The organism is Pantoea sp. Z09 (assembly GCF_022394795.1).
GTDB lineage: Bacteria > Pseudomonadota > Gammaproteobacteria > Enterobacterales > Enterobacteriaceae > Pantoea > Pantoea latae.
The window spans coordinates 1,852,110-1,873,128 of sequence record NZ_CP092373.1; the positions used below are offsets into that span (position 1 = coordinate 1,852,110).

Consider the following 21,019-nt stretch of genomic DNA (forward strand, 5'->3'; position numbering starts at 1 on the left):
GCGAAAAACACCGTTTATCCGAGTTGACGCGCAGTTATCTGATTTACAGGGAGAGAGTATGAGAGCGGTAAAAAGTTATCCTGAATCCTGGCCTCTGCATACGCCTTTCGTCATCGCCCGCGGCAGCCGTACCGAAGCGAAGGTGGTGGTGGTGGAAATTGAAGAGGATGGCATCAAGGGCACCGGCGAGGCAACGCCCTATGCGCGCTACGGCGAAACGGAAGCCTCGGTGCTGGCGCAGATCGCCGAGATGCTGCCAGCGCTGCAGCAGGGCATGACGCGCGACGCGCTGCAGCGGGCGATGCCCGCCGGGGCGGCGCGCAACGCCCTCGACAGCGCGCTGTGGGATCTGCAAAGCCGCCAGCAGCGGCAGGATCTCTGGGCGCTGAGCGGCGCTGTCGCGCCGCACGACGTGGTAACAGCGCAGACCGTTAGCCTCGATACGCCCGAGGCGATGGCGAGCAGCGCCAGGGCGCTATGGCAACACGGCGCGACGCTGCTGAAAATCAAGCTGGACGATAGCTTTATCACCGAGCGGCTGGTGGCGATCCGCGCTGCGGTGCCCCAGGCGACGTTAATCGTCGACGCCAACGAATCCTGGCAGGCGGAAGGGCTGGCGGCGCGCTGTCAGCTGCTGGCGGACCTGGAGGTGGCAATGCTGGAGCAGCCGCTGCCCGCCGGTCAGGACGCCGCGCTGGCGAACTTTATCCATCCGCTGCCGATCTGCGCCGACGAAAGCTGTCACACCCGCGACAGCCTGCCCGCGCTGCAGGGACGCTACGAGATGATCAATATCAAGCTGGATAAGGCGGGCGGACTGACCGAGGCGCTGGCGCTGGCGTCCGCGGCGAAAGCGCTCGGTTTTGAGGTGATGCTCGGCTGTATGATCTGCACCTCGCGCGCGATCCATGCGGCGCTGCCGCTGGCGGCGCAGGCGCGCTTTGCCGATCTGGACGGCCCGACCTGGCTGGCGGTCGACGTCGAGCCCGCCATTCAGGTCAGCGCAGGCAAGGTGCTTATCGCTGCCAGCGCAGCAGGTTGATCATCGCCTCCAGATAGCGCTCCGTCGCTTCATCCACTGAAATAACCGGCATTTCGGCGGTGACGCAGGGCAGGCCGAGGTCGTTGCACCAGCTGCCGAACGAGCCGGGCGTGTCGTAGCCGACGCTGCTGACCAGCGGCAGCGCAGTCTGCTGCGCCAGCCAGTGGCCCAGCTCGCTGCTGCGCGGGTCGTCAATGCAGGCCAGCGGCTCGTGCCAGGAGACTACCCAGCGCGGCTTTAGCTCGTGGATCAGCTGGCACAACGCCTGGGTTTCCGGCTCTGAGCCAGGACGCTCTCCCGTTGACAGCAGCACGTCGCGCGCCTCCGCCACGCTGTTCCAGCGATAAACCGTCTCGCCGCTCTGCCAGTTGGCCGCCGGAAAGTTGCGGTTCAGATCGACGCCGTTGGCGTTGGCGCGCAGGCCAAGCTGGCAGCCGTCTGGGTTAACCGCCAGCACCACGTGATGACGACGCAGCCGATCCGGCAGCGTGCGCATCGCGGCGGAGAGCGTGGCGACGGCGGCGTTTTCATCGCCGTGGGTGCCCGCCAGAATCAAGCCGCTCTCGGCGTCCGCCGCCGGCGCGGGGAACCAGAGCAGCGGCGCGCCCAGCACACTGTCGCCGTAGCGCTGAAACGGGATCTCAAGCTTTCCGCGTCGCGGCCGTGGGTGTAACGACGTCATAGGCTCTCTCTTTTGTTACCTGCTTTCAGACAAAGTAGCGGAAAAGCCGCGCGCGGAAAATCGCTATTTATCCTTCAGGCATTTGCGCTACAGTGCCGGAGTCATGCTGCGCCGGTACCGCGTTGCGCAGCGCTTCATTTGGGAAAGGGAGTGATGATGAAAAGCACATTTCGCCAGACGCTGATAGCGCTTGGCCTCGCCGCGATGGCGACCCCGACGCTGGCGGCGCAGCTGCCAGCCGGCGCACAGCTGGCCAGCCAGCAGGAGATCGTCCGCCATATTAAAGATGAGCCCGCCTCGCTCGACCCGATGAAAGCGGTCGGCCTGCCGGAGATTCAGGTGATCCGCGATCTGTTCGAAGGGCTGACCAACCAGGATGCGCAGGGCAACATCGTGACGGGCGTCGCGGAAAGCTGGAGCAGCAGCGACAATAAAACCTGGATTTTTACGCTGCGCAGCAGCGTGAAATGGTCCAGCGGCGAGCCGGTCACGGCGCAGGATTTCGTCTACAGCTGGCAGCGTCTGGTCGAGCCGAAAAACAGCTCGCCTGCGGCCTGGTTCGCCGGGCTGGCGGGCATCAGCAACGCGCGGGCGATCACCAAAGGCGAAATGGCGGCGGATCGGCTGGGCGTCAGCGCCATCGACGCGCAGCATCTGAAAGTGACGCTTGACCGGCCGGTGCCTTGGTTTCCCGCGCTGGCGGCTAACGTCGCGCTGTTCCCGGTGCCGCAGCAGGCGATCGCGCGCGAGGGCGACGGCTGGACCGCGCCGGGCAAGCTGGTGGGCAACGGCGCCTATCAGCTGGTGGATCGGGTGGTGAATGAGAAGATCGTGCTGGCGCGCAATCCGCACTACTGGGATGACGCCCATTCGGTGCTGACCAAAGTGACCTTTATTCCCATCAACGAAGAGTCGAGCGCTACCAAACGCTATCGCGCCGGCGATATCGACATCACGGAATCCTTCCCGAAAAACCTCTACGCGCAGCTGAAAAAAACGCTGCCGGGTGAGGTCTATACGCCCGACCAGTTAGGCACCTACTACTACGCGTTCAATACGCAAAAAGGGGCGACGGCGGATGCGCGCGTGCGTAAGGCGCTCTCCTGGAGCATCGATCGCCGCATTATCGCGGAGAAGGTGCTGGGTACCGGCGAAAAGCCCGCCTGGCGCTTTACTCCGGACGTTACGGCAGGCTTTAAACCGGCGCAGTCTTACCTTGAGCAGCACAGCCAGCAGGAGCTTAACGCCCAGGCGAAGGCGCTGCTGACCGCCGCCGGCTACGGCCCAGGCCGACCGCTGCACCTGACGCTGCTCTACAACACCTCTGAAAGCCATCAGAAAATCGCGATCGCCGTGGCGTCGATGTGGAAGAAAAATCTTGGGGTGGCGGTGACGCTGCAAAATCAGGAGTGGAAGACCTATATCGACAGCCGCAACAGCGGCAATTTCGACGTGATCCGCGCCTCCTGGGTCGGCGACTACAATGAGCCTTCTACCTTCCTCAGCCTGCTGACCAGCGGCAACAGCAGCAATATCGCGCGCTTCAGCAACGCCGATTACGATGCGGTCATCAACCGGGCAAGCAGCGAAACCCAGGCGGCGGCGCGCAACAGCGATTACAACAAGGCGGAGCAGATCCTCGCCGATCAGGCGCCCATCGCGCCAATTTATCAGTACACCAACGGCCGTCTGATTAAGCCGTGGGTGAAAGGCTATCCCATCACCAACCCTGAAGATGTCGCCTACAGCCGCGAGCTGTGGATCGAAAAACATTAAGCCCCGCGTGGCCCGCCTTGCGGGCCGTCTGCTGACACCTTTGCTCACAGCCTGATGATTGCAACTCATCCGCGCCGCGCTAGACTGTATCGTATTGATTTTAGTAGTGAGGCGAGTAAGTGAACGTCATTGAAGGCAAAGCGTTGCAGGTATCCGACGCCATTATCGCCTGCCAGCTGGACGGCAAGGGCGGGCTGATCCCGATTGAAGATAAAGATGTTATCCACTGCGAGCGCGCCTGCTGGCTGCATCTGAACTATACCCATCGCGAGAGCGCCGACTGGCTGCAGTCGACGCCGCTGATCCCGGACGCGGTGCGCGACGCGCTGGCGGGTGACAGCATGCGGCCACGCGTCAGCCGGCTGGGTGACGGCTTTATGATCGTGCTGCGCAGCGTCAACCACAACGTGGATTCGCGGCCTGAGCAGCTGGTGGCGATGCGGGTGTTTATTAACGACAAGCTGATCGTCTCTACCCGTCGGCGCAAGGTCTACGCGGTGGATTCTGTGCTGACCGATCTGCAAAACGGCAACGGGCCGGAGGATGGTGGCAGCTGGCTGGTGGATATCTGCGATGCGCTGACCGATCACGCCAGCGAGTTTATCGAAGATCTGCACGACAAAATTATCGAGCTGGAAGATGCGCTGCTGGATCAGCGCGTGCCGGCGCGCGGCGAGCTGGCGCTGCTGCGCAAGCAGCTGATCGTAATGCGGCGCTACATGGCCCCGCAGCGCGACGTCTACTCGCGGCTCGCCAGCGAAAAACTGCCGTGGATGGATGACAGCGACCGACGCCGCATGCAGGAGGTGTCGGACCGGTTAGGGCGCGGCCTCGACGACCTTGACGCCGGCGTGGCGCGCACCTCCGTGCTGGCCGATGAGGTGGCGTCGCTGATGGCGGAGGCGATGAACCGCCGCACCTATACCATGTCGCTGCTGGCAATGATTTTCCTGCCAACCACCTTTTTGACCGGCCTGTTCGGCGTCAACCTCGGCGGCATACCCGGCGCCAACTGGCATCTCGGCTTTAGCGTTTTCTGCCTGCTGCTGCTGGTGCTGGTTGTCAGCGTCGCCTGGTGGCTTAAACAGCGCAAGTGGCTGTGACGACCATGTAATCAAATGGTTACATGCGTTAACGGTGGCGGAAAAAGTCTTTATCAGCGGCGAAAAGGGGAAAAAAGCTGATCGAGGTCAATAACCCATCCGGGCAATAGCGGCAAACTCTGTTCCCGCAGGTGAATGCAACGTCAAGCGATGGGCGTTGCGCTCCATATTGTCTTACTTCCTTTTTAGAATTACTGCATAGCACATAGTTAATTCGATACGCCGGCCTTATCCGCCGGCTTTTTTTTTGCCTGTGGTGCCGGGTTATACCTATGCTGTAAAGAGCGTAACCACAGAGGAGAAGGGTATGACATCCATTATCGCCAGCGATCCGATTCCTACCGATCCCGTCCCGATTCCCGATCCGATACCGCAGCCGCCGCCGAATCCGCTACCGGACCCGCAGCCTGAGCCTGGCTATCCGCCGATCCTCGACCCGCCGCCGCATCGATAAAAAAAGGGCGCGCTGTCTAAACAGCGCGCCCTTTTTTATGGGGCTCAGCTTACGGCAGCTGCAGGATGTCGAGGCGTGCCGGCGCGGCGTCCTCATCCTCTTCCTGCCAGCCGGCCGGCTTCACCGGCAGGGTTTCGCGGTCAAAGGCGAGATCGCCGCCGTCTACCACCGCATCGCCGTGCTGGATACCTTTAAAATCGAACAGGTTGATATCCGCCAGATGCGACGGCACGACGTTCTGCATTGCGCTGAACATTGTCTCAATGCGTCCTGGATAGCGTTTGTCCCAGTCGCGCAGCATATCGGCGATCACCTGACGCTGCAGATTCGGCTGCGAACCGCACAGGTTGCACGGGATGATCGGGAACTTGCGCGCTTCGGAAAAGCGCACGATATCTTTTTCCCGGCAGTAGGCCAGCGGACGAATGACAATATGCTTGCCGTCGTCGCTCATCAGCTTCGGCGGCATCCCTTTCATTTTCCCGCCGTAGAACATGTTGAGGAACAGCGTCTGCAGGATATCGTCGCGGTGGTGGCCCAGCGCGATCTTGGTGCAGCCCAGCTCGCTGGCGGTACGATAGAGAATGCCGCGGCGCAGGCGCGAACAGAGCGAGCAGGTGGTTTTGCCTTCCGGGATCTTCTCTTTAACGATGGAGTAGGTGTCTTCCTCCACGATTTTGTATTCGACGCCCAGCGACTCCAGATACGCCGGCAGAATATGGCCAGGAAAGCCCGGCTGTTTCTGGTCGAGGTTGACCGCCACCAGCGAGAAGTTGACCGGCGCGCTCTGCTGCAGATTGCGCAGGATCTCCAGCAGCGTATAGCTGTCTTTGCCGCCCGACAGGCAGACCATAATGCGGTCGCCTTCTTCGATCATGTTGTAATCAGCGATAGCTTCGCCAACGTTGCGACGCAGGCGCTTCTGGAGTTTGTTAAGGTTGTACTGTTCTTTCTTGTCAACCGTTTGATTTTCTTGCATTAAATAAGTTCTCAGCAACCAAAAGGGGCAGATAACGCGCAGTGCTTCGGAGCGCCAGCCTGATATGTAGCATAGTCAGCGGGCAAAAGTATGCCGCGTATGGTACGGATTACGGCGGCGAATGCCAGCACGTTTTATAGCGATGTCCCTTAACGCGGCATGCTGAAGGCGGTCAGGAAGATTTTTACCTTTTTTAAGGGCCACGGAGCTGGGCTGGCGGTGCGCTTTTTGTTCGGGCACTACGTTCTGGTTGTGTCTTCTTATGCAGGCCTTTATTAAAATAGTGATAAATGCAAACAGCTGTGCGATTTTGAAGAAAAATTCAAAGAGGAAAAATTACCTTTAAAATTAAAATAAATATAAAGATTTAATTATTTAACTTGAATTTATCAGGTGGGTGATAGGGGGTAATTTAAATTTTGACCCTCATCATTTTTGCATTGATTAGGTTTTATTTCTTTAGGGAGAAGCGCTTTAATGCGTTGTGTTGAACGCATTCCACATTATTGTGTCCGTGTGGGGGGGGCGTTTAGCATGAGAAAACTTTAATTTATTTATCAATAAAATATCTGGAGTAACATATGAATAAAGTTATTAATGGTGATTTCACTAACGGCCTGGATAGCTGGAATGTCAACGAGGGGACTGTTAAGGTTTTGAGTGAGGGTAATATTAATTATGCGAGACTTTATGCCAATGCCTATCTGATTTATCAACGAATTAATATTGATAAAAACAAAAAATATACATTTTCATGTCAGGCAAGGATAAGTCACTCTTTACTTCAGGTCTATGTGGGTAGCAGAAGGTTAAGCAAGCCCAACGACACGGTGCGGGTCACCAGTATAGGGGTTTTTGAAGAGTATTCAGTTGAGATTGATAATGCAAGCGATGAGTATCTTGATGTCATAACGGTTGTGATGCCAAATACTTTTGAACCTGAAGAGGCATATGCCGATTTGACGAATGTATCTTTGACAGAAATTCAGATTTAACTCTTTAATAATTACCCGGCAACATCAGGTAAAATTCTGAGGCGGGGAGTTAGAGGCTTTTCTGAATTATTACGGGTTGTTTTTTGCTAAGTTCACCTTGTAATGGCTTCTTGCCTGAAGACACACTTTCTCTTTCGCATTCAGTTAATAAAAACGGCAGCCCCACCGGGCTGCCTTTATATCACACCGTTCCCCAACTCAGGTCCGTACCCGCAGCATCGCTTCAATCTTATCGGCGATTTTAGTGACCACATAGGCGATCACCATATAAAACACCACCGCAATCAGGAAGGCTTCCAGATAATAGAAGTTGAGCGCCGCGGTAAGCTGGGCCTGGGCAAAAATATCGACCACCTCAATGGCGAACGCCAGTGACAGTGCTTTCATAATTACCATAAACGCGTTCGCCAGATCCGGGATTGCCGCCACGATAATCTGTGGGAACATCACCCGACGAAACAGCTGGCCGCCGCTGTAGCCGAGCGACAGCGCGGCGTCCGACTGACCGCTGTCGAACGAGTTGAGCGCGCCTTTCCACACTTCGGCCTGAAAAGCGGCCACACAGGCGCTGAGCGCCACGATGATAATCACCCAGTTCGGCAACGAGTGCGCATTGACTGCCACGCCCGCCAGCGTGGCGACGAAATGCACCGCGGGCGGCAGGCCGTAGTAGGCGAGGAAGATCACCACCACCATCGGCACGCCCTTGAAGGCGATCTTGTAGGCGATCACCAGCTGGCGCAGCACCACGTAGCGGCGATGCTCGATAAAGGCGAACAGGCCGCCAAGCAGCGTCGAGCAGATAAATACCGTCACTGCCATCAGCAGCGTCACCGGCACCGCGTCGAGAATGCTCCAGAAATCCGGCAGCAACACTTCACTGTCAAACATGCTCTTTCTCCCTCGCTCAGACGCTGACGTTCAGCTTCACGCGTGGCGCTTTCGCGCTGTACTTTGCGTGGCGCCGCTCAAAGAAACGCACAATCAGCCATGCCACCAGGCACAGCAGCGAATAGATCACCGCTAGCACCAGATAGGTGCCGAACTGATACTGGTTATAGTCGCGCTCCATGATCAGATGCGCGGTCGCCATGACATCCGCCGCGCCGATATACATCACCAGCGCCACGTTATGGATCAGGTAGATAATGGCGTTGCCATAGCCGGGCAGGGCGAAATGCAGCGCCTGCGGGCCGACGATGCGCAGCATCTTATGGCGGAAGCTGTAGCCCATGCTGTCAGCGGCATCGTGCTGGCCGCGTTCGACGGCGAGAAACGCCGGACGCATCACCTCAGACAAATAGCCGCCGTGATAAAGGCTGAGACCAATCATTGCCGCCACGTTGGCGGTGAAAAAATCGCTCATGCCGAGGTTATCGCTGATAAGCGGCAGGCCGTAGAAGGCGACGAACAGCTGCAGCACCACCGGCACGCTGCGCGCGTAGGAAACGTAGAGATCGGCCAGCTGGCTGAGCACGGGAATGCGCCGCACGCGGAACAGGGTGGCGATCAGCGCCAGCACAAAGCCCACCAGCATGGCGACCAGCATTATGCCGAGCGTCAGCGGCAGCGCTGACAGCAGCTCGGGGATCATTGCGGAAAGATTCACGGTGAAACACTCCAGCTAATAGGGACAGCCTGCGCCGTGCATCACACGGCGCCGCATCCGTTACTTCATGTACTTCGTGACGTCTTCGCCGAACCACTTCTGCGCCAGCTTATCCAGCGTGCCGTCAGCCTTTAGCTGCTGCAGCGCGTTGTTGACGTCGCTGCTCAGCGCCTGATTTTCAGCGGAACGGTGGATCAGCACATAGGTGTTGTTGATCGCCACCGGCTCGCTGGCTTTGATCGCCAGCTTCTGGTTGTCGATAACGGTCTGCTCGCCGAGGTTAGAAGGCAGGATCAGCGCGTCATATTTGCCGTTTTGCACCTCTTTCAGGCGGTCGGGATAGGGCACGCCAGCGCTGGAAGCTTTAACAGAGACTTGGTCGTTCGGGTTCTCCTGCTGCCACTGGGTAACAAATTTATAGACGCCGCCGCCGGCGGTGACAGGCACGATATTTTTGCCCACCAGATCTTTCATGCCGTTGATATTGCTGTCGCTGCGGCTGTAGATCTTCATCAGGCTGGCGCCAATCGGCGCGTCCGGGATCAGGAACTGCTTGCTGCGCGCAGGCGCTTTGTAATAACCGCCGGTGGCCATATCGTATTTACCGGTGGCGAGGCCGGTTTCCTGCGCGATATCCGCCGCGCCTTCCATCACAAATTTGTACTGCGGCAGCTTAGCGTTGATCGCCTTCAGCACGTCCGGCTCGTAGCCCTGCGGCTCGTGGCCGATGGCGCCCCACGACAGCGGTTTGGACTCCGCTGCGGTGGCGATTTTAATGGTGCGCACCGCGTCGGCGAAGCTGCTGCCGCTGACCAGCGCGAGGGCGATGATGCCTGGCGCGGCCAGACGACGTAAGGTGGTTTTAAGTGCAGGCATGTCTTGGTTTCCTTTAATTATTAGAAGACGCGTTCTGTATTGAGGAACTGGGCAAGGCGTGGCAGGGTGGGACGGTCGAAAATCTCAGACGGGCTGCCCTGCGCGGCCACCACGCCCTGATCCATAAAGACGATTCGATTTGAGACGCTTTTAGCGAACTGCATCTCATGCGTCACCAGCAGCGACGTAATGCCGGAAGAGGTGACATCTTTGATCACCTTCAGCACCTCGCCGACCAGCTCGGGATCGAGCGAGGAGGTGGGTTCGTCGAACAGCATCACGTCCGGGCGCACCGCCAGCGCGCGCGCAATGCCGGTGCGCTGCAGCTGACCGCCAGAGAGCTGCGACGGATAGTGATCGCGTCTGGCGCCCAGCCCTACGCGGTCCAGCTCCTCCAGGGCGATATTGCGCGCCTGCTGTTTGCTTTTGCGCTGGATCACTATCAGCGGATCCATCACGTTCTCCAGCACCGTCATGTTTTTGAACACGTTGAACTGCTGGAACACCATGGCGGTGCGCAGACGAATCGCCTGAATCGCCGCTTTATCCGGCGTCTGGTAATCCATGCGGATCTGATCGAGCTGAATAGTGCCCGAGGCGGGTTTCGCCAGATAGTTGATGCAGCGTAGCAGCGTGGTTTTTCCGGTGCCGCTGGGGCCGATAATCGACACCACGTCGCCGCGTTTCACCGACAGATCGACCCCTTTCAGGATCGGATTGTTGCCGTAGGCGAGCGTAATATTGTTGAGTTCTAACATGGCGTCACTCTACTTGTTCTGGTCAGCATGGCCGAGCACATGCATCAGACGGTTGGCCCAGCCAAAAATGGCGATCGCGTGGATCAGATCGACGATCTCCGCCTCGTTCATCCCCACCGCGCGCAGCGCCGCGACGTCGTCCGGCGTCGCCTCTGACGGCGTTACCGACAGGCGGCGCGCAAAACGGTAGATTGCCGCGTCGCGCGCCCCCAGCGCATCGGCGCGGTCAAAATAGATGGCGCTCACCGCCGCGTCGTTCTCCGCCAGCTGAACGTGGCGGCGCGCATGCACCACCGCGCAGTATTTGCAGCCGTTGACGATCGATGCGCCCAGCGCGCCCAGCTCGCGATCGGCGCGATTCAGACCACCTTCGACATACATAATGGCGTTGAACAGCGCGGTGCGCGCCACGTAGCTTTCGGGATCGTGCACCAGCGTGCGCACGTACTCCGAGATTTTTTTATTCGAAGGCGTCACCTTCATGGCGTCCAGCTGCGCCGGCGTCGCGGCGTCCACCTCGACCGGCGCGATATAGGGATGCCAGTGTAACGGCTTGAGACTGACCGACGGGATCATGCGGACCTCAGTAAGCGTAAGCCAGCCGCCACGCGCGTCTGGAAGTTAACAAAAGCGATCAGCTCCGACAGCGCAACGATTTGCGGCGGCGTGAGCCCGGCCTGTTCCAGCAGGCGAATATGCTGTTCAGTGGCCTGCATCGGCTGCTGGGTCACTAAATCGGTGTGGCGCGCAAGGGTCGCCAGCGGTTCGTCCGCAGGCTGCGCGCCTTCCGCCAGCGCCAGCAGCGTGGCCGCAGGCTGATAGCGCGCCAGCTGCGTCTGATAGTCGTGCTGCAGCGCGGCGTCCTGGTTCAGCTTCGCCATCCGCAGCGCCAGCGCCAGACGCAGCTCCGCGGCCAGGCCCTGGTCATCCGCGGGCGTCAGCACCGACGCGCGGCACTGTTCCGCGCCGTCCACAAATTCCGGACGCAAGCGGCGCGTCCCGTAGAGCGCCTCCTGCGGCGTCAGCCCTGCGGCTCGATCAATCGCATCGCTCATTGCGCGTTCTCCTGTTTCAGTAATGGGGTGGCGTCCACCCACTCATCGCCCTGCAGCTCAGGGATAGCGTAGGCCTGCAGGCTGGCGTAGTGCTGCTCGACGTCTTCGCTAAACAGCGAGGCGGTGATGCCGCGCACCAGGCGATCGGCGCCGGCGCTAACCGCCGGAATATCGCCGGAAACCTTGCCGTGCGTCAGCATTGCGGCATCGTTGAAGCAGTGAATATGCGCCAGCATCGGACAGGCGCCAGGCGTGCGTTCGCGGAATTCAAACGCCGGGCCGAGATCGGGCGCTTCCAGCATGCTCTGGCGCGCCGGACCCATCGCGGGCTGATAGCGGCCATCGGCCCAGCTACGAATGTGCGGCGCAAGAGCGGCGAATTCCGGGCGGCCGTGAAAGTTATTGCTGAAGCCGGTGGCGGCAATCAGATAGTCGTAGCGCAGCGTGCCTTGTGTGGTGTCGATCAGCAGGCCATCCTCCTGCTGCCGCACGGCCTTGATGCCGCAGTCCAGCAGAAAGCGCGCGTTGGCGTGACGGGATACGCGCAGCGTAGAGGCGCGCGGCGGGGGCGTTTGCGTCGCCGCCGCGTAGTCGACAAATTTCCATTTCCAGGCGTCCGGCAGCTGGTGCATGCCCTGTACCACGCCCGGACTGCCGATGCCGGTCATTTTGTTGATGCGCGGCATCGCCTTACGGCGGATCAGCAGATCCACCGCCGCCGCGCCGTACTCCAGCGCGGTGGCGGCGTTATCCATTGACGACGCGCCTGCGCCGATGACCGCCACGCGCTTGCCGCGCAGCGCGTCGAAATCGATCGTATCGGCAGAGTGCGCCCAGAAGCGGCGATCGACACTGTGGAGAAAATCGGGCACGGCGAAGCCGCCCAGGCCGGATCGTCCGGTCGCCAACACCAGCCGCCGGGTATAGACACGGCCGGTTTCCGCGCCGCTCAGGTCGAGGGCGATCAGCGCGTCTGCCTGCGCGATACGGGTGACGCGCACGCCGTTTTCAACCGGCAGGTTTAGCGCCTTGCGATACCAGATCAGATAATCCATCCACTGATCTTTGGGAATTTTGTCCAGCGCCTGCCACGCGGCGTTGCCCCGCTGCGCGGTAAACCAGGCACGGAAGGTGAGCGGCGCCAGGCCGAGCGCCGGACCCTGCAGGCTTTTGGGCGAGCGCAGCGTCTCCATGCGCGCAAAGGTGACCCACGGCCCCTCCAGACCAGCAGGCGCGGCATCATAGGCGACCACGTTGCTGATGCCGGTCAGCCGCAGCTTAGCCAGCGCCGCCAGACCGCACATGCCTGCGCCAATCACCACCACGTCGCGCACCGGCTCGCCGTGGAAGGTGCGCGCCGGCACCCAGGGTTTGGCGGGCAGTTCAAGGTATTCCAGATCCTGCTGCAGCTGGGCTTCCAGCGCGGCAAGGCCGTCAGCAGTCTGTGTCATTGCTCTTTCCTTTTGTCAGCGGCGTAGGGGCGAAACCTGATACATGGCAGCAGTTAGCGCCGTTCTACTATCTGAAAAATGCATACTAAACCGCTAGTAATCGATATTTTGCATAGTAAGCGTCAAGATTTCGCATATTCCTCTGCGACTGAAAAAGAGTCAATTACCGCGCTCGGCTTTGTACCAATGGATTTCTTATATGTTATGCAGGAATTGATATATCAATTGATATAAAACGTTTTTTTGGTCAGGGAAGATGTAGCGGAAGCGCGGCCAAAAAGACTGCGCGGATTACGCCTGATTAATGGCGCGCATCACCTGCGGATGATCGCTGGCAGGGAGACGCATAAAGCCGGGAAGCAGATCGGCGGCGGCGTTTGCCAGCGCCTCGACCAGCGCCAGTGCGGCGGCGGAGAGCTGGCGGCCCTGCGGCGTAATGACGCCGAAATAGTAGGGGATCTCCTCTTCCAGCGGGCGAATCGCCACCCCTTCCAGCGGCATGCCCCAGGCGGTCACCGGCTCCAGTATCGCCACGCCCAGCCCGGCGCGCACGCAGCCGAGAATATTGGCCGACGAGTTGGTTTCAATGGTTTCCAGCAGCGGCGCTTTGACCTTTTTCAAGGCTTTGTCATAGCGCCCGCGCAGCCGCTGCGGACTCCAGGGCGCAATCAGCCGGCGTCCCGCCAGCTGGCTGAGCGACAGCTGCGTCTGCGCTGCCAGTTCGTCATTCTGCGGCAGCGCCACGACGCAGCGCGACTGGCCGATCCAGTGCAGCGCGACGGCGTGATGCTCCAGCGGCAGGCTGCACAACCCCAGATCGGCTTCGGCGGTGATCACCGCGTGCGCGGTCTGCTCGGCGGATTCGCTGATAATCTGCACTTTGTTCTGCAAATTGAGCGCGGCGAGCGCCTGTGGCAGCAGGCCGGCGGCCAGCGCGGGCGTGGCGGCGATACTGAGCGGCCGGTGCTGCTGGTGGGCGATCTCCTGCGCGCGCAGCCGAATCTGCTGCAGTGACAGCAGCGCCTTTTGCACGTACTGATGCAGCTGCAGCGCCTGTTCAGAAGGATGAATACGCGGGCCGTTGCGGATAAACAGCGGATAACCGAGCGACTGCTCCAGCTCCTGAATCTGGCGTGACACCACCGGCTGCGAGCGATTAAGCGCTTTGGCCGCCGCCGTCACGCTGCCCGCGGCGATTACCGCTGAAAACGCTTCCAGCTGGCGTAAATCCAGGTCGTTTAAAAGGGTCATCGCAAGGCGTTTTCCTGAGTCTTTAAGCGGTCCCAACCAGATGGCTGGAAAATGCCATCATAGTGAGAGTCGCGCTAATGCGCCACTGTGCGCTGTGAAACCTGAGCAAAATCAAAAATATCGCCCTTTACGCCATTTTTATTCCCGCCTCGCGCATTAATACACCTTTTTTACACGCCTGATGATTGAATCCTCGTCAGCATCTGCTCAAGAGGAAACCTCCAATGAAAAGCATCGATGTAGCGCATTTGCGTTTTTTCAGCAGCAGAACGGAACAGGCGGCGCAGCAGCGCCGATGGCCACCTCTGTGAGCGGCTGCATGCAGTTTTTACTGCGTCATCCCTTTTATCTGCGCGACTTACCGCAGCCGGAAACCTTTAAGGATCCCCGTATGTCAGGCTTAATTCTGGTGTCACACAATTACTCGCGGCGCTCCACGCTTGCGGCGCTGTATGAAAGTATCCTGTCGCGCCGCGGCGGGCTATGGATCAGCTGGAACGGGCAATGCGAAACGCTGGCACCCGACACGCCGCGCGCGCTCTCATTCCGCCACGGAAGCCGGTTCGACACCCTGACGTTTCCGCTGACGCAGCAGGAGTCAGAAGAGGGGTATCACGGTTACGTGCATCAGGGACTCTGGCCGGTTTTCCATCAGCGCCCGGATCTGGCGCGCTTTGGCGCCAACGGCCGCCGCCACTACAGGAAGATCAACGAGGCCTATGCCCGGGCCATCACAGAGTATGCGATGCCGGACGATGTGCTGTGGATCCAGGATTACCATCTCATCCCCTGTATCAGCCTGGTGCGCGAAGCGGGGCTGCTTAACCGCATCGGTTTTTTCTTTCACCAGCCGTTTCCGTCCGGCCAGGGGTTTGAGGCGATCCCCGACTGGCAGTGGCTGGCGGAGTCGCTGCTCTGCTGCGATCTGATCGGTTTTCAGACCCTGCAGGATAGGAACAATTTCCTGCTGTGGATAGAGAGCGAATATCGCCTCGAGCGCCTCAGCGCCACCACGCTGCGCATTCATGGCCGCGTCATCACCACCGGCGTCTTTCTAGTGGGGATCGACCTTGAGGACGTGGCGTATCTGAAAGAGAGCAACAGCTGCCGCCAGACGGAACAGCAGTGCCGCGAAACGCTGCCGGAGCAGACGCTGCTCAGCGGCGGCCATCTGGACAGCAGTGCCGGGCTGCCGTATCGCCTCAGCGCGCTGGAAGTGCTGCTGCGCGCGCATCCCGAGCATGAAGGGGAGATTCGCCTGCTGCAGCTTGCCGCGCCGGACGCCGGCTATCTTCCCCGCGCGCAAGAGGTGGCCCAGCATCTGGAGAGCCTGTGCGGCGAACTCAACGGCGTGCACGGCAGGTTTGGCTGGTATCCGGTCAGCTGTCTGACGCACGCCTACAGCCGCGAGGAGCAGGCGGGCATCTACCGCGCCGCGCGCGTCGCGCTGGTGACGCCGCTGATGGCAGGTATGAGCCTGATGGCGAAAATGTATGTGGCGCTGCAGGATCGCACCAATCCTGGCGTGCTGATCCTGTCGCAGTTCGCGGGCGCTTCGGAGCATATGGACGGCGCGATTATCGTCAATCCCTACGATCCCGATGCGATTGCCGACGCCATTCATACTGCGCTGCGGCTGCCGCTGCAAGAGCGTCAAAACCGCCACGCCAAGCTGATGAAAGGTATTCGCCGCCTCGACTGTCACTGGTGGGCCGACAGCATGCTCGCCAGCCTCACGGAGGATGCCGAAGAAGATAGCCTGGCGCCGCAGGAGAGCGGCGCGCGGGCCACGGGACGCTACGGACGCATCCGCTACTAGCGACGCGTCCGTGCGGCGCGAGGAATCAGGCGCTTCCTTCCACCAGCACGAAAGTGCCGGTAGCCGCCGCCTCGCGCAGTTTACGCGCGGCCTGATAGGCCGGACTTTCATAGAAACGCTTCGCCTCAGCGAAAGAGGCGAAGGCAAAAATCACATGCCGCTGATGCGCTTCGCCTTCCAGATTTTCATATTGCCCGGACCAGGCGACGATCTCTGGGTCGAATTCCTGCATCGCCTCTGCGGCTGCGCGAGCGTATTCAGCGTAAGCCGCTGCGTCCGACACGGTAACGTGAGCGATTAAATAACCTTTTGTCGTCATGATGATCTCCTTCAGTGGTTCACAGGTGGGGTGCAAAACCACTTTATTGAGTATTAAACTGCGCATAAACAGGCAAAATTTAACCGTACTGTTACCGGGAAGCGGAACAATGAAAAATCTAGATGCGCTGATGGTTTTTGCCCGCGTGGCGGAAATGAGGAGCTTTACCCGCGCGGCGGAAAGCCTCGGGACGCAAAAGGGGCGCGTATCGGCCGTGGTGCGCGAGCTAGAGGCGGAGGTGGGCGCTACGCTGCTGCATCGCACCACGCGCAGCGTGCAGCTTACCGAAGATGGGCGCGCATTTTATTCCCGCGCGCGGGATCTGCTGGCGGAGGCGGAAGCACTACAGTCGATGTTCGCCGATAAGGGCGTGCCGCTGCGCGGACGGCTGCGCGTCGACATGCCTGGTGTGCTGGCGCAGTCGGTGGTGATCCCCGCCTTGCCGCAGCTCATGGCGGCGCATCCGGCGCTGGAGATTGAGCTGTCCAGCACCGATCGCCGCGTCGATCTGGTGCAGGAAGGGTTTGACTGCGTCATCCGTCTTGGCCCGGTGGTGGATGAGACGCTGATCGCCCGGCCGATGGGCAAGCTGCGCATGATCAATGCGGCCAGCCCTGACTACCTCGCCCGTTTTGGCACGCCGCACACGCTTGAGGACCTGGTCAGTCAGGGACATCAGATGGTGCACTACATGCAACGTTTTGGCGCCCAACCCATCGGATGGGAGTATCCGGCCGGGGAAGGGTATAAGACCCTGATGTTGCCGGGCATGATGAAGGTGAATAGCGTGCAAACCTATCATGAGGCCGGGCTGGCGGGGATGGGCTTAATTCAGGCGGGCTACTCTGCGCTGGCGCCGCATCTTGCCGCCGGCGCGCTGGTGGAGGTGCTGCCGGATCTGCGTCCCGCCGCGCTGACCGCCAGTTTCGTGGTGGCGCACCGGCGTAGCCTGTCGCCGCGCGTCAGAGCCTTTATGCACTGGACGGAAGCGCTGCTGAAGCCCTATTTTGACTGATGGCGCTTTAACGTGCGCAAATTGTTCTGGCTTGCTTCAGGCTCGGCGCTGCGTTTAACCTCGCCCACCAGCAGGAGAGAGGAGAGGGCGCCGATCAGCGCCACCGCGGCGATATAGATCATCGTCGGGCCAAAGCCGTAGAAGGCCAGCGCCATCAGCACCAGCATCAGTCACTGAAATATCCATCGCCATATTTCCTGGATTTTGGGCATAGCGAAGCCGCTCACCATGCCCTGTGAGTGACAGAGGGTGTGTTTTTTTATTTGTGTTTAATGAATGAAGGTGCGGTGCTACGTTGCGGAAATCACCACTCCGCGACGGATCCGTCCGCATGGCGCCACAGCGGATTACGCCAGTCAGGCGCCTGTTTACTGCGCTCGATAACCTGCTCTTCGTCGATCTCCACGCCGAGACCCGGTTTCATCAGGGGTTTAAAGAAGCCGCCTTCCATGCTGAAGTCCGCTTTATTTTTGACGAAGTCGAGCAGCTCAGCGCCCTGATTGTAATGAATGCCCATGCTCTGCTCCTGGAACACCGCGTTGCGCGAGACGAAATCGATGTGGAGACAGGCGGCGAGGGCGATCGGGCCGAGCGGGCAGTGCGGCGCAAGGGCGACGTCGTACGCTTCCGCCATGGCGGCGATTTTCACGCATTCGGTGATGCCGCCAGCGTGCGACAGATCGGGCTGCAGAATCGCCAGTCCGCCCGCCTCCAGCACGCGCTTGAACTCAAAACGCGAGAACATGCGCTCGCCCGCCGCGATAGGAACAGAGGTCTGCGCCGCCAGGCGAGGATAGTATTCAGCCTGCTCCGCCAGCACCGGCTCCTCGATAAACAGCGGTCGATAGGGCTCAAGCTCCTTGATCAAAATTTTCGCCATCGGCGCGCTGACGCGACCGTGAAAGTCGAGGCCGAACTCGATGTCATAGCCGAACGCATCGCGGATTTGCGCCACGGTATTGACCGCCGCGTCGATTTTACGCGAGTCGTCAATCACGCCCAGCTCTTCGCAGCCGTTGAGCTTGAAGGTGTCGAAGCCGATCTCCCGCAAGCTGGCGATGCCGTTGATAACCTCCGCCGGGCGATCGCCGCCGACCCAGCTGTAGGCTTTGATTTTGTCGCGCACCAGCCCGCCCATCAGCTGCCAGACCGGCGCGCCCAGCACCTTGCCTTTGATATCCCACAAGGCCTGATCGATGCCGGCGATGGCGCTCATCAGGATCGGGCCGCCGCGGTAAAAACCGGCGCGATACATCACCTGCCACAGGTCGTTGATGCGCGCCGGATCCTGACCAGTCAGGTAGTCCCCGAGTTCGTGCACGGCGGCTTCAACGGTGCGCGCGCGTCCCTCAATCACGGGCTCTCCCCAGCCAACCACTCCTTCGTCGGTCTCGATTTTGAGAAACATCCAGCGCGGGGGTAAACGGTACGTGGTGAGTCGGGTTATTTTCATTTCACTGCCTCTCGATATGCCTGAACAAATGCCGCCGCCTGCTGCGCGGTGCGCGCCACGGGCTGGCCAGCGCGATAGAGATCGCTGCCGAGCCCGGCGCCGGCGCAGCCTGCCTCAATCCATTGCGCCAGATTCTCCGGCGTGACGCCGCCCACCGCCAGCACCGGCACATCGCCGGGCAGCACCGCTTTCAGCGCCTTGATATAGCCGGGACCGAACGCGGAGGAGGGGAAAATCTTCAGCGCCTGCGCGCCCGCCTCCAGCGCGTTAAAGGCTTCGCTGGCCGTGGCGCAGCCAGGACAGACGAACATGCCGAGGCTGACGGCGTGGCGGATCAGCGCGGGCTGGATATTCGGCGTAACGATAAGCTTGCTGCCCATCTCCGCCAGCCTGTCGACCTGCTCGATTTTCAGCACCGTTCCGGCGCCAGTTAGCGCCCTGTCACCAAAGGTTTGCAGGATCAGCGGGATGCTCTCTTCCCACTGCGGCGAGTTCAACGGGATCTCCACCGCGTCGAAGCCCGCGTCGATAACGGCGCCGACGTGCGCCAGCACCTCATCGGGCGTGACCCCGCGCAGGATGGCGACAAGGGGGAGTTCAGTTGGCCATGGCATTCACGATGCTCCTTATTCCAGCCTGAAAAGCGGTGTCGCCAGCTAACACCGTGGCCTGATAGCCGACGGCGGCCAGCGCCTGTTGATAGCGGTTCGCCAGCGCTTCTCCGCCGACGAGGGTGATGGGCTGCGGGCTAAAGCGTTCGCGCATCGTGGCGACCTCGGCGCCGATCAGCAAACCGGATAAAAATTCGCTGACCGCTTCAGGCGCCAGGCTGCCCAAAATGTGCGCGGCGCGAACGGTGAAAAGCTCTGGCAGCAGCGCCGGCGTCGCCAGACCGCGCGCAAGCCCTGCGCTAAAGGCGGCCGGCGACAACTGCTGTTCAGGTAAACCGGCGCCAATCAGCGAGTGGTGCAGCAGCACGGCGTGAAGTTCGCCGGTCATGACGGTGTGAAAATCGACAATGTGCGCGCTGTCGGCCTGCACCCATTTGCAGTGGGTGCCCGGCATCACATAGAGAGACGCGGGCGCCAGCGCCAGCGCGCCGATCAGCTGCGTCTCTTCGCCGCGCATCACGTTGTGGTTCTCTTCCCGGCGCACGCACAGGCCTGGCACGATCAGAACGTTGTCGTCGACCGGCGTCAGCTGCTCGCCTATCGTGTCCAGGCGAACAGGCAGCGTCAGATAGGGCACGTTTTTCCAGCCCACGTTGCTGCCCACCATCCCGGCCATCACCACCGGCGTCGCGCTGTCGCGCCAGCCGTGCGTGATCTCCGCGAGCACCGACTGCGGCGATTTTCCGTTTAGCCGGGTGACACCCGCCTCTGACTGCCTGCTCGCCTGACAGCGATCCTGCTCGATCAGCCAGGCGCGCAGGTTGGTTGAGCCCCAGTCAACGGCGATGTAGCGAGATGTCATGTAATCTCCTTTAACCTGTGTGTCGCGCTGGCAATCATGGTGTACGCCGCCTGCTCTGCCGCGTCGCCGTTTTGCAGCCGTATGGCGTCGAACAACGCTTTATGTTCGCTGAGCGTTTTCGGCATATTGGCCGCGTCGCCCTTCCAGCTGCGCTCGAAGACGGCGCGCTGCAGCGAGCTGATCGCCACGCTAAGCTGCTCCAGCACCGGGTTGTGCACCGATCGCAATACCGCCTCGTGATAGCGAATATCCGCTTCGTTAAAGGCTTCCCGGTTTTGGTTGTGGGCGATCATGTCATTCAGCGCCGCCTCAATCTGCGCCAGGTCCTGCGAGGTGGCGCGTTCCGCCGCCCAGCGGGCGATAACCGGCTCCACCAGGTTGCGCACTTCGCTCATCGCCGCAATCAGGCGCGGGTCGTCATCCTGCTCCAGCACCCACTGCAGCACATCCGAATCCAGATAATTCCACTGACCGCGCAGCGTCACGAAGGCGCCGTGATAACGCTTGATTTCAATTAGCCGCTTCGCGGTGAGCGATCGGAACACTTCACGAATAATATTGCGTGAGGTGTCGAACTCGTCGCACAGCTCGGTTTCCGCCGGCAACGCCGCGCCGGGAAGATATTTCCCGCTGACAATTTGTTTACCCAGCGTGATAACGATGCGATCGGTTTTGTTGAGGGTCATAGAGGCTCCTTGTGCATGATGGCTCGCCTCTACTTTACCCTGTGCGCCTGGTTTTACCTCGTTTTTGAAGTACAACGTCAGAGGTAAACTGATGCAGTGCAGTGCCATTGTAGTACGATAAATAATAGTTGTACTACAATGTGGATCACAAAATCGCCTTTCAGGCGGCGGCATTCGCCGTACGTAGCGCAGAGAGATGTTTAAGAAAGAAATTCCTGCCGGA

The 21,019-nt window shown here is 60.1% G+C and carries 22 protein-coding genes and 1 pseudogene; 7 read left to right on the plus strand and 16 right to left on the minus strand.

Annotation, left to right across the window (positions count from 1 at the left end; all coding sequences use genetic code 11):
- Nucleotides 1-58 precede the first annotated feature (58 nt).
- The gene (gene ycjG / locus MC269_RS08840; protein WP_239954934.1) at nt 59-1,042 is read left to right on the plus strand and encodes an L-Ala-D/L-Glu epimerase; all 984 of its coding nucleotides are present in this window, start codon (nt 59-61) and stop codon (nt 1,040-1,042) included.
- Here the strand turns inward: ycjG and mpaA are convergent.
- Nucleotides 1,017-1,724, minus strand: a complete 708-nt coding sequence (gene mpaA / locus MC269_RS08845) for a murein tripeptide amidase MpaA (protein ID WP_081138223.1) — start codon at nt 1,722-1,724, stop codon at nt 1,017-1,019. The genes ycjG and mpaA overlap by 26 nt on opposite strands.
- A 156-nt stretch (nt 1,725-1,880) precedes the next feature.
- Here mpaA and MC269_RS08850 point away from each other — a divergent pair, with 156 nt between their 5' ends.
- The 3 genes from MC269_RS08850 (at nt 1,881) to MC269_RS08860 (ending at nt 5,057) form a co-directional block, all read left to right on the plus strand.
- Nucleotides 1,881-3,500: an ABC transporter substrate-binding protein gene (locus MC269_RS08850; protein ID WP_305802683.1), complete on the plus strand. Its 1,620-nt coding sequence runs from the start codon at nt 1,881-1,883 to the stop codon at nt 3,498-3,500.
- Nucleotides 3,501-3,619: 119 nt separating this feature from the next.
- Nucleotides 3,620-4,603, plus strand: coding sequence for a zinc transporter ZntB (gene zntB / locus MC269_RS08855; protein WP_239954936.1), 984 nt, complete (start codon nt 3,620-3,622; stop codon nt 4,601-4,603).
- Between the two features lie 307 nt (nt 4,604-4,910).
- A complete protein-coding gene (locus MC269_RS08860; protein WP_167376562.1) occupies nt 4,911-5,057 on the plus strand; it encodes a hypothetical protein in 147 nt (48 codons plus the stop codon).
- A gap of 49 nt (nt 5,058-5,106) precedes the next feature.
- On the opposite strand, the gene ttcA is transcribed toward MC269_RS08860, so the two are convergent.
- On the minus strand, nt 5,107-6,036 hold the full coding sequence (ttcA, locus tag MC269_RS08865; RefSeq protein ID WP_239954939.1) for a tRNA 2-thiocytidine(32) synthetase TtcA: 930 nt from the start codon (nt 6,034-6,036) through the stop codon (nt 5,107-5,109).
- A gap of 581 nt (nt 6,037-6,617) precedes the next feature.
- On the opposite strand from ttcA, the gene MC269_RS08870 reads away from it, so the two are divergent.
- Nucleotides 6,618-7,031: a hypothetical protein gene (locus tag MC269_RS08870; protein ID WP_239954942.1), complete on the plus strand. Its 414-nt coding sequence runs from the start codon at nt 6,618-6,620 to the stop codon at nt 7,029-7,031.
- Between the two features lie 198 nt (nt 7,032-7,229).
- On the opposite strand, the gene MC269_RS08875 is transcribed toward MC269_RS08870, so the two are convergent.
- From MC269_RS08875 to MC269_RS08910, 8 genes are all read right to left on the minus strand, one after another.
- The gene (locus MC269_RS08875) at nt 7,230-7,922 is read right to left on the minus strand and encodes an amino acid ABC transporter permease (protein WP_239954944.1); all 693 of its coding nucleotides are present in this window, start codon (nt 7,920-7,922) and stop codon (nt 7,230-7,232) included.
- A gap of 16 nt (nt 7,923-7,938) precedes the next feature.
- The gene (locus MC269_RS08880; RefSeq protein ID WP_201789483.1) at nt 7,939-8,625 is read right to left on the minus strand and encodes an amino acid ABC transporter permease; all 687 of its coding nucleotides are present in this window, start codon (nt 8,623-8,625) and stop codon (nt 7,939-7,941) included.
- 75 nt (nt 8,626-8,700) lie between these two features.
- Nucleotides 8,701-9,516 carry a transporter substrate-binding domain-containing protein gene (locus MC269_RS08885; protein WP_239954946.1) on the minus strand — a complete coding sequence of 272 codons (816 nt, stop codon included), beginning with the start codon at nt 9,514-9,516 and terminating at the stop codon, nt 8,701-8,703.
- A gap of 20 nt (nt 9,517-9,536) precedes the next feature.
- Nucleotides 9,537-10,274: an amino acid ABC transporter ATP-binding protein gene (locus tag MC269_RS08890; protein WP_239954949.1), complete on the minus strand. Its 738-nt coding sequence runs from the start codon at nt 10,272-10,274 to the stop codon at nt 9,537-9,539.
- Nucleotides 10,275-10,283: 9 nt separating this feature from the next.
- The gene (locus MC269_RS08895) at nt 10,284-10,850 is read right to left on the minus strand and encodes a peroxidase-related enzyme (RefSeq protein WP_081141357.1); all 567 of its coding nucleotides are present in this window, start codon (nt 10,848-10,850) and stop codon (nt 10,284-10,286) included.
- Nucleotides 10,847-11,329 (minus strand): hypothetical protein, encoded by a 483-nt coding sequence (locus MC269_RS08900; RefSeq protein WP_239954952.1) that lies wholly within the window; start codon nt 11,327-11,329, stop codon nt 10,847-10,849. The genes MC269_RS08895 and MC269_RS08900 overlap by 4 nt, the downstream gene beginning before the upstream one ends.
- Complete coding sequence (locus MC269_RS08905) at nt 11,326-12,780, minus strand: NAD(P)-binding domain-containing protein (RefSeq protein ID WP_239954954.1); 1,455 nt, start codon at nt 12,778-12,780, stop codon at nt 11,326-11,328. The genes MC269_RS08900 and MC269_RS08905 overlap by 4 nt, the downstream gene beginning before the upstream one ends.
- 291 nt (nt 12,781-13,071) lie before the next feature.
- Nucleotides 13,072-14,031 (minus strand): LysR family transcriptional regulator, encoded by a 960-nt coding sequence (locus MC269_RS08910; protein ID WP_239954955.1) that lies wholly within the window; start codon nt 14,029-14,031, stop codon nt 13,072-13,074.
- 391 nt (nt 14,032-14,422) lie between these two features.
- On the opposite strand from MC269_RS08910, the gene MC269_RS08915 reads away from it, so the two are divergent.
- Nucleotides 14,423-15,850 carry a trehalose-6-phosphate synthase gene (locus tag MC269_RS08915; RefSeq protein ID WP_239954956.1) on the plus strand — a complete coding sequence of 476 codons (1,428 nt, stop codon included), beginning with the start codon at nt 14,423-14,425 and terminating at the stop codon, nt 15,848-15,850.
- A gap of 25 nt (nt 15,851-15,875) precedes the next feature.
- Here the strand turns inward: MC269_RS08915 and MC269_RS08920 are convergent, their stop codons facing one another.
- Nucleotides 15,876-16,169 carry a DUF1330 domain-containing protein gene (locus tag MC269_RS08920; protein WP_239954957.1) on the minus strand — a complete coding sequence of 98 codons (294 nt, stop codon included), beginning with the start codon at nt 16,167-16,169 and terminating at the stop codon, nt 15,876-15,878.
- A 109-nt stretch (nt 16,170-16,278) separates the two neighbouring features.
- On the opposite strand from MC269_RS08920, the gene MC269_RS08925 reads away from it, so the two are divergent.
- Entirely contained in the window at nt 16,279-17,184 is a 906-nt protein-coding gene (locus MC269_RS08925) for a LysR family transcriptional regulator (RefSeq protein WP_239954958.1), read from the plus strand.
- On the opposite strand, the pseudogene MC269_RS08930 reads toward MC269_RS08925, so the two are convergent.
- The 5 genes and pseudogenes from MC269_RS08930 to dgoR form a co-directional block, all read right to left on the minus strand.
- Nucleotides 17,172-17,324, minus strand: a pseudogene (locus tag MC269_RS08930) (hypothetical protein); the annotation flags it as partial. The gene MC269_RS08925 and the pseudogene MC269_RS08930 overlap by 13 nt on opposite strands.
- 164 nt (nt 17,325-17,488) lie before the next feature.
- Nucleotides 17,489-18,637, minus strand: coding sequence for a galactonate dehydratase (gene dgoD, locus MC269_RS08935; protein WP_239954959.1), 1,149 nt, complete (start codon nt 18,635-18,637; stop codon nt 17,489-17,491).
- Nucleotides 18,634-19,251, minus strand: a complete 618-nt coding sequence (locus MC269_RS08940) for a 2-dehydro-3-deoxy-6-phosphogalactonate aldolase (RefSeq protein WP_239954960.1) — start codon at nt 19,249-19,251, stop codon at nt 18,634-18,636. The genes dgoD and MC269_RS08940 overlap by 4 nt, the downstream gene beginning before the upstream one ends.
- On the minus strand, nt 19,235-20,110 hold the full coding sequence (locus tag MC269_RS08945) for a 2-dehydro-3-deoxygalactonokinase (protein WP_239954961.1): 876 nt from the start codon (nt 20,108-20,110) through the stop codon (nt 19,235-19,237). The genes MC269_RS08940 and MC269_RS08945 overlap by 17 nt, the downstream gene beginning before the upstream one ends.
- Entirely contained in the window at nt 20,107-20,796 is a 690-nt protein-coding gene (gene dgoR, locus MC269_RS08950) for a D-galactonate utilization transcriptional regulator DgoR (RefSeq protein ID WP_081141331.1), read from the minus strand. The genes MC269_RS08945 and dgoR overlap by 4 nt, the downstream gene beginning before the upstream one ends.
- Between the last annotated feature and the right edge of the window lie 223 nt (nt 20,797-21,019).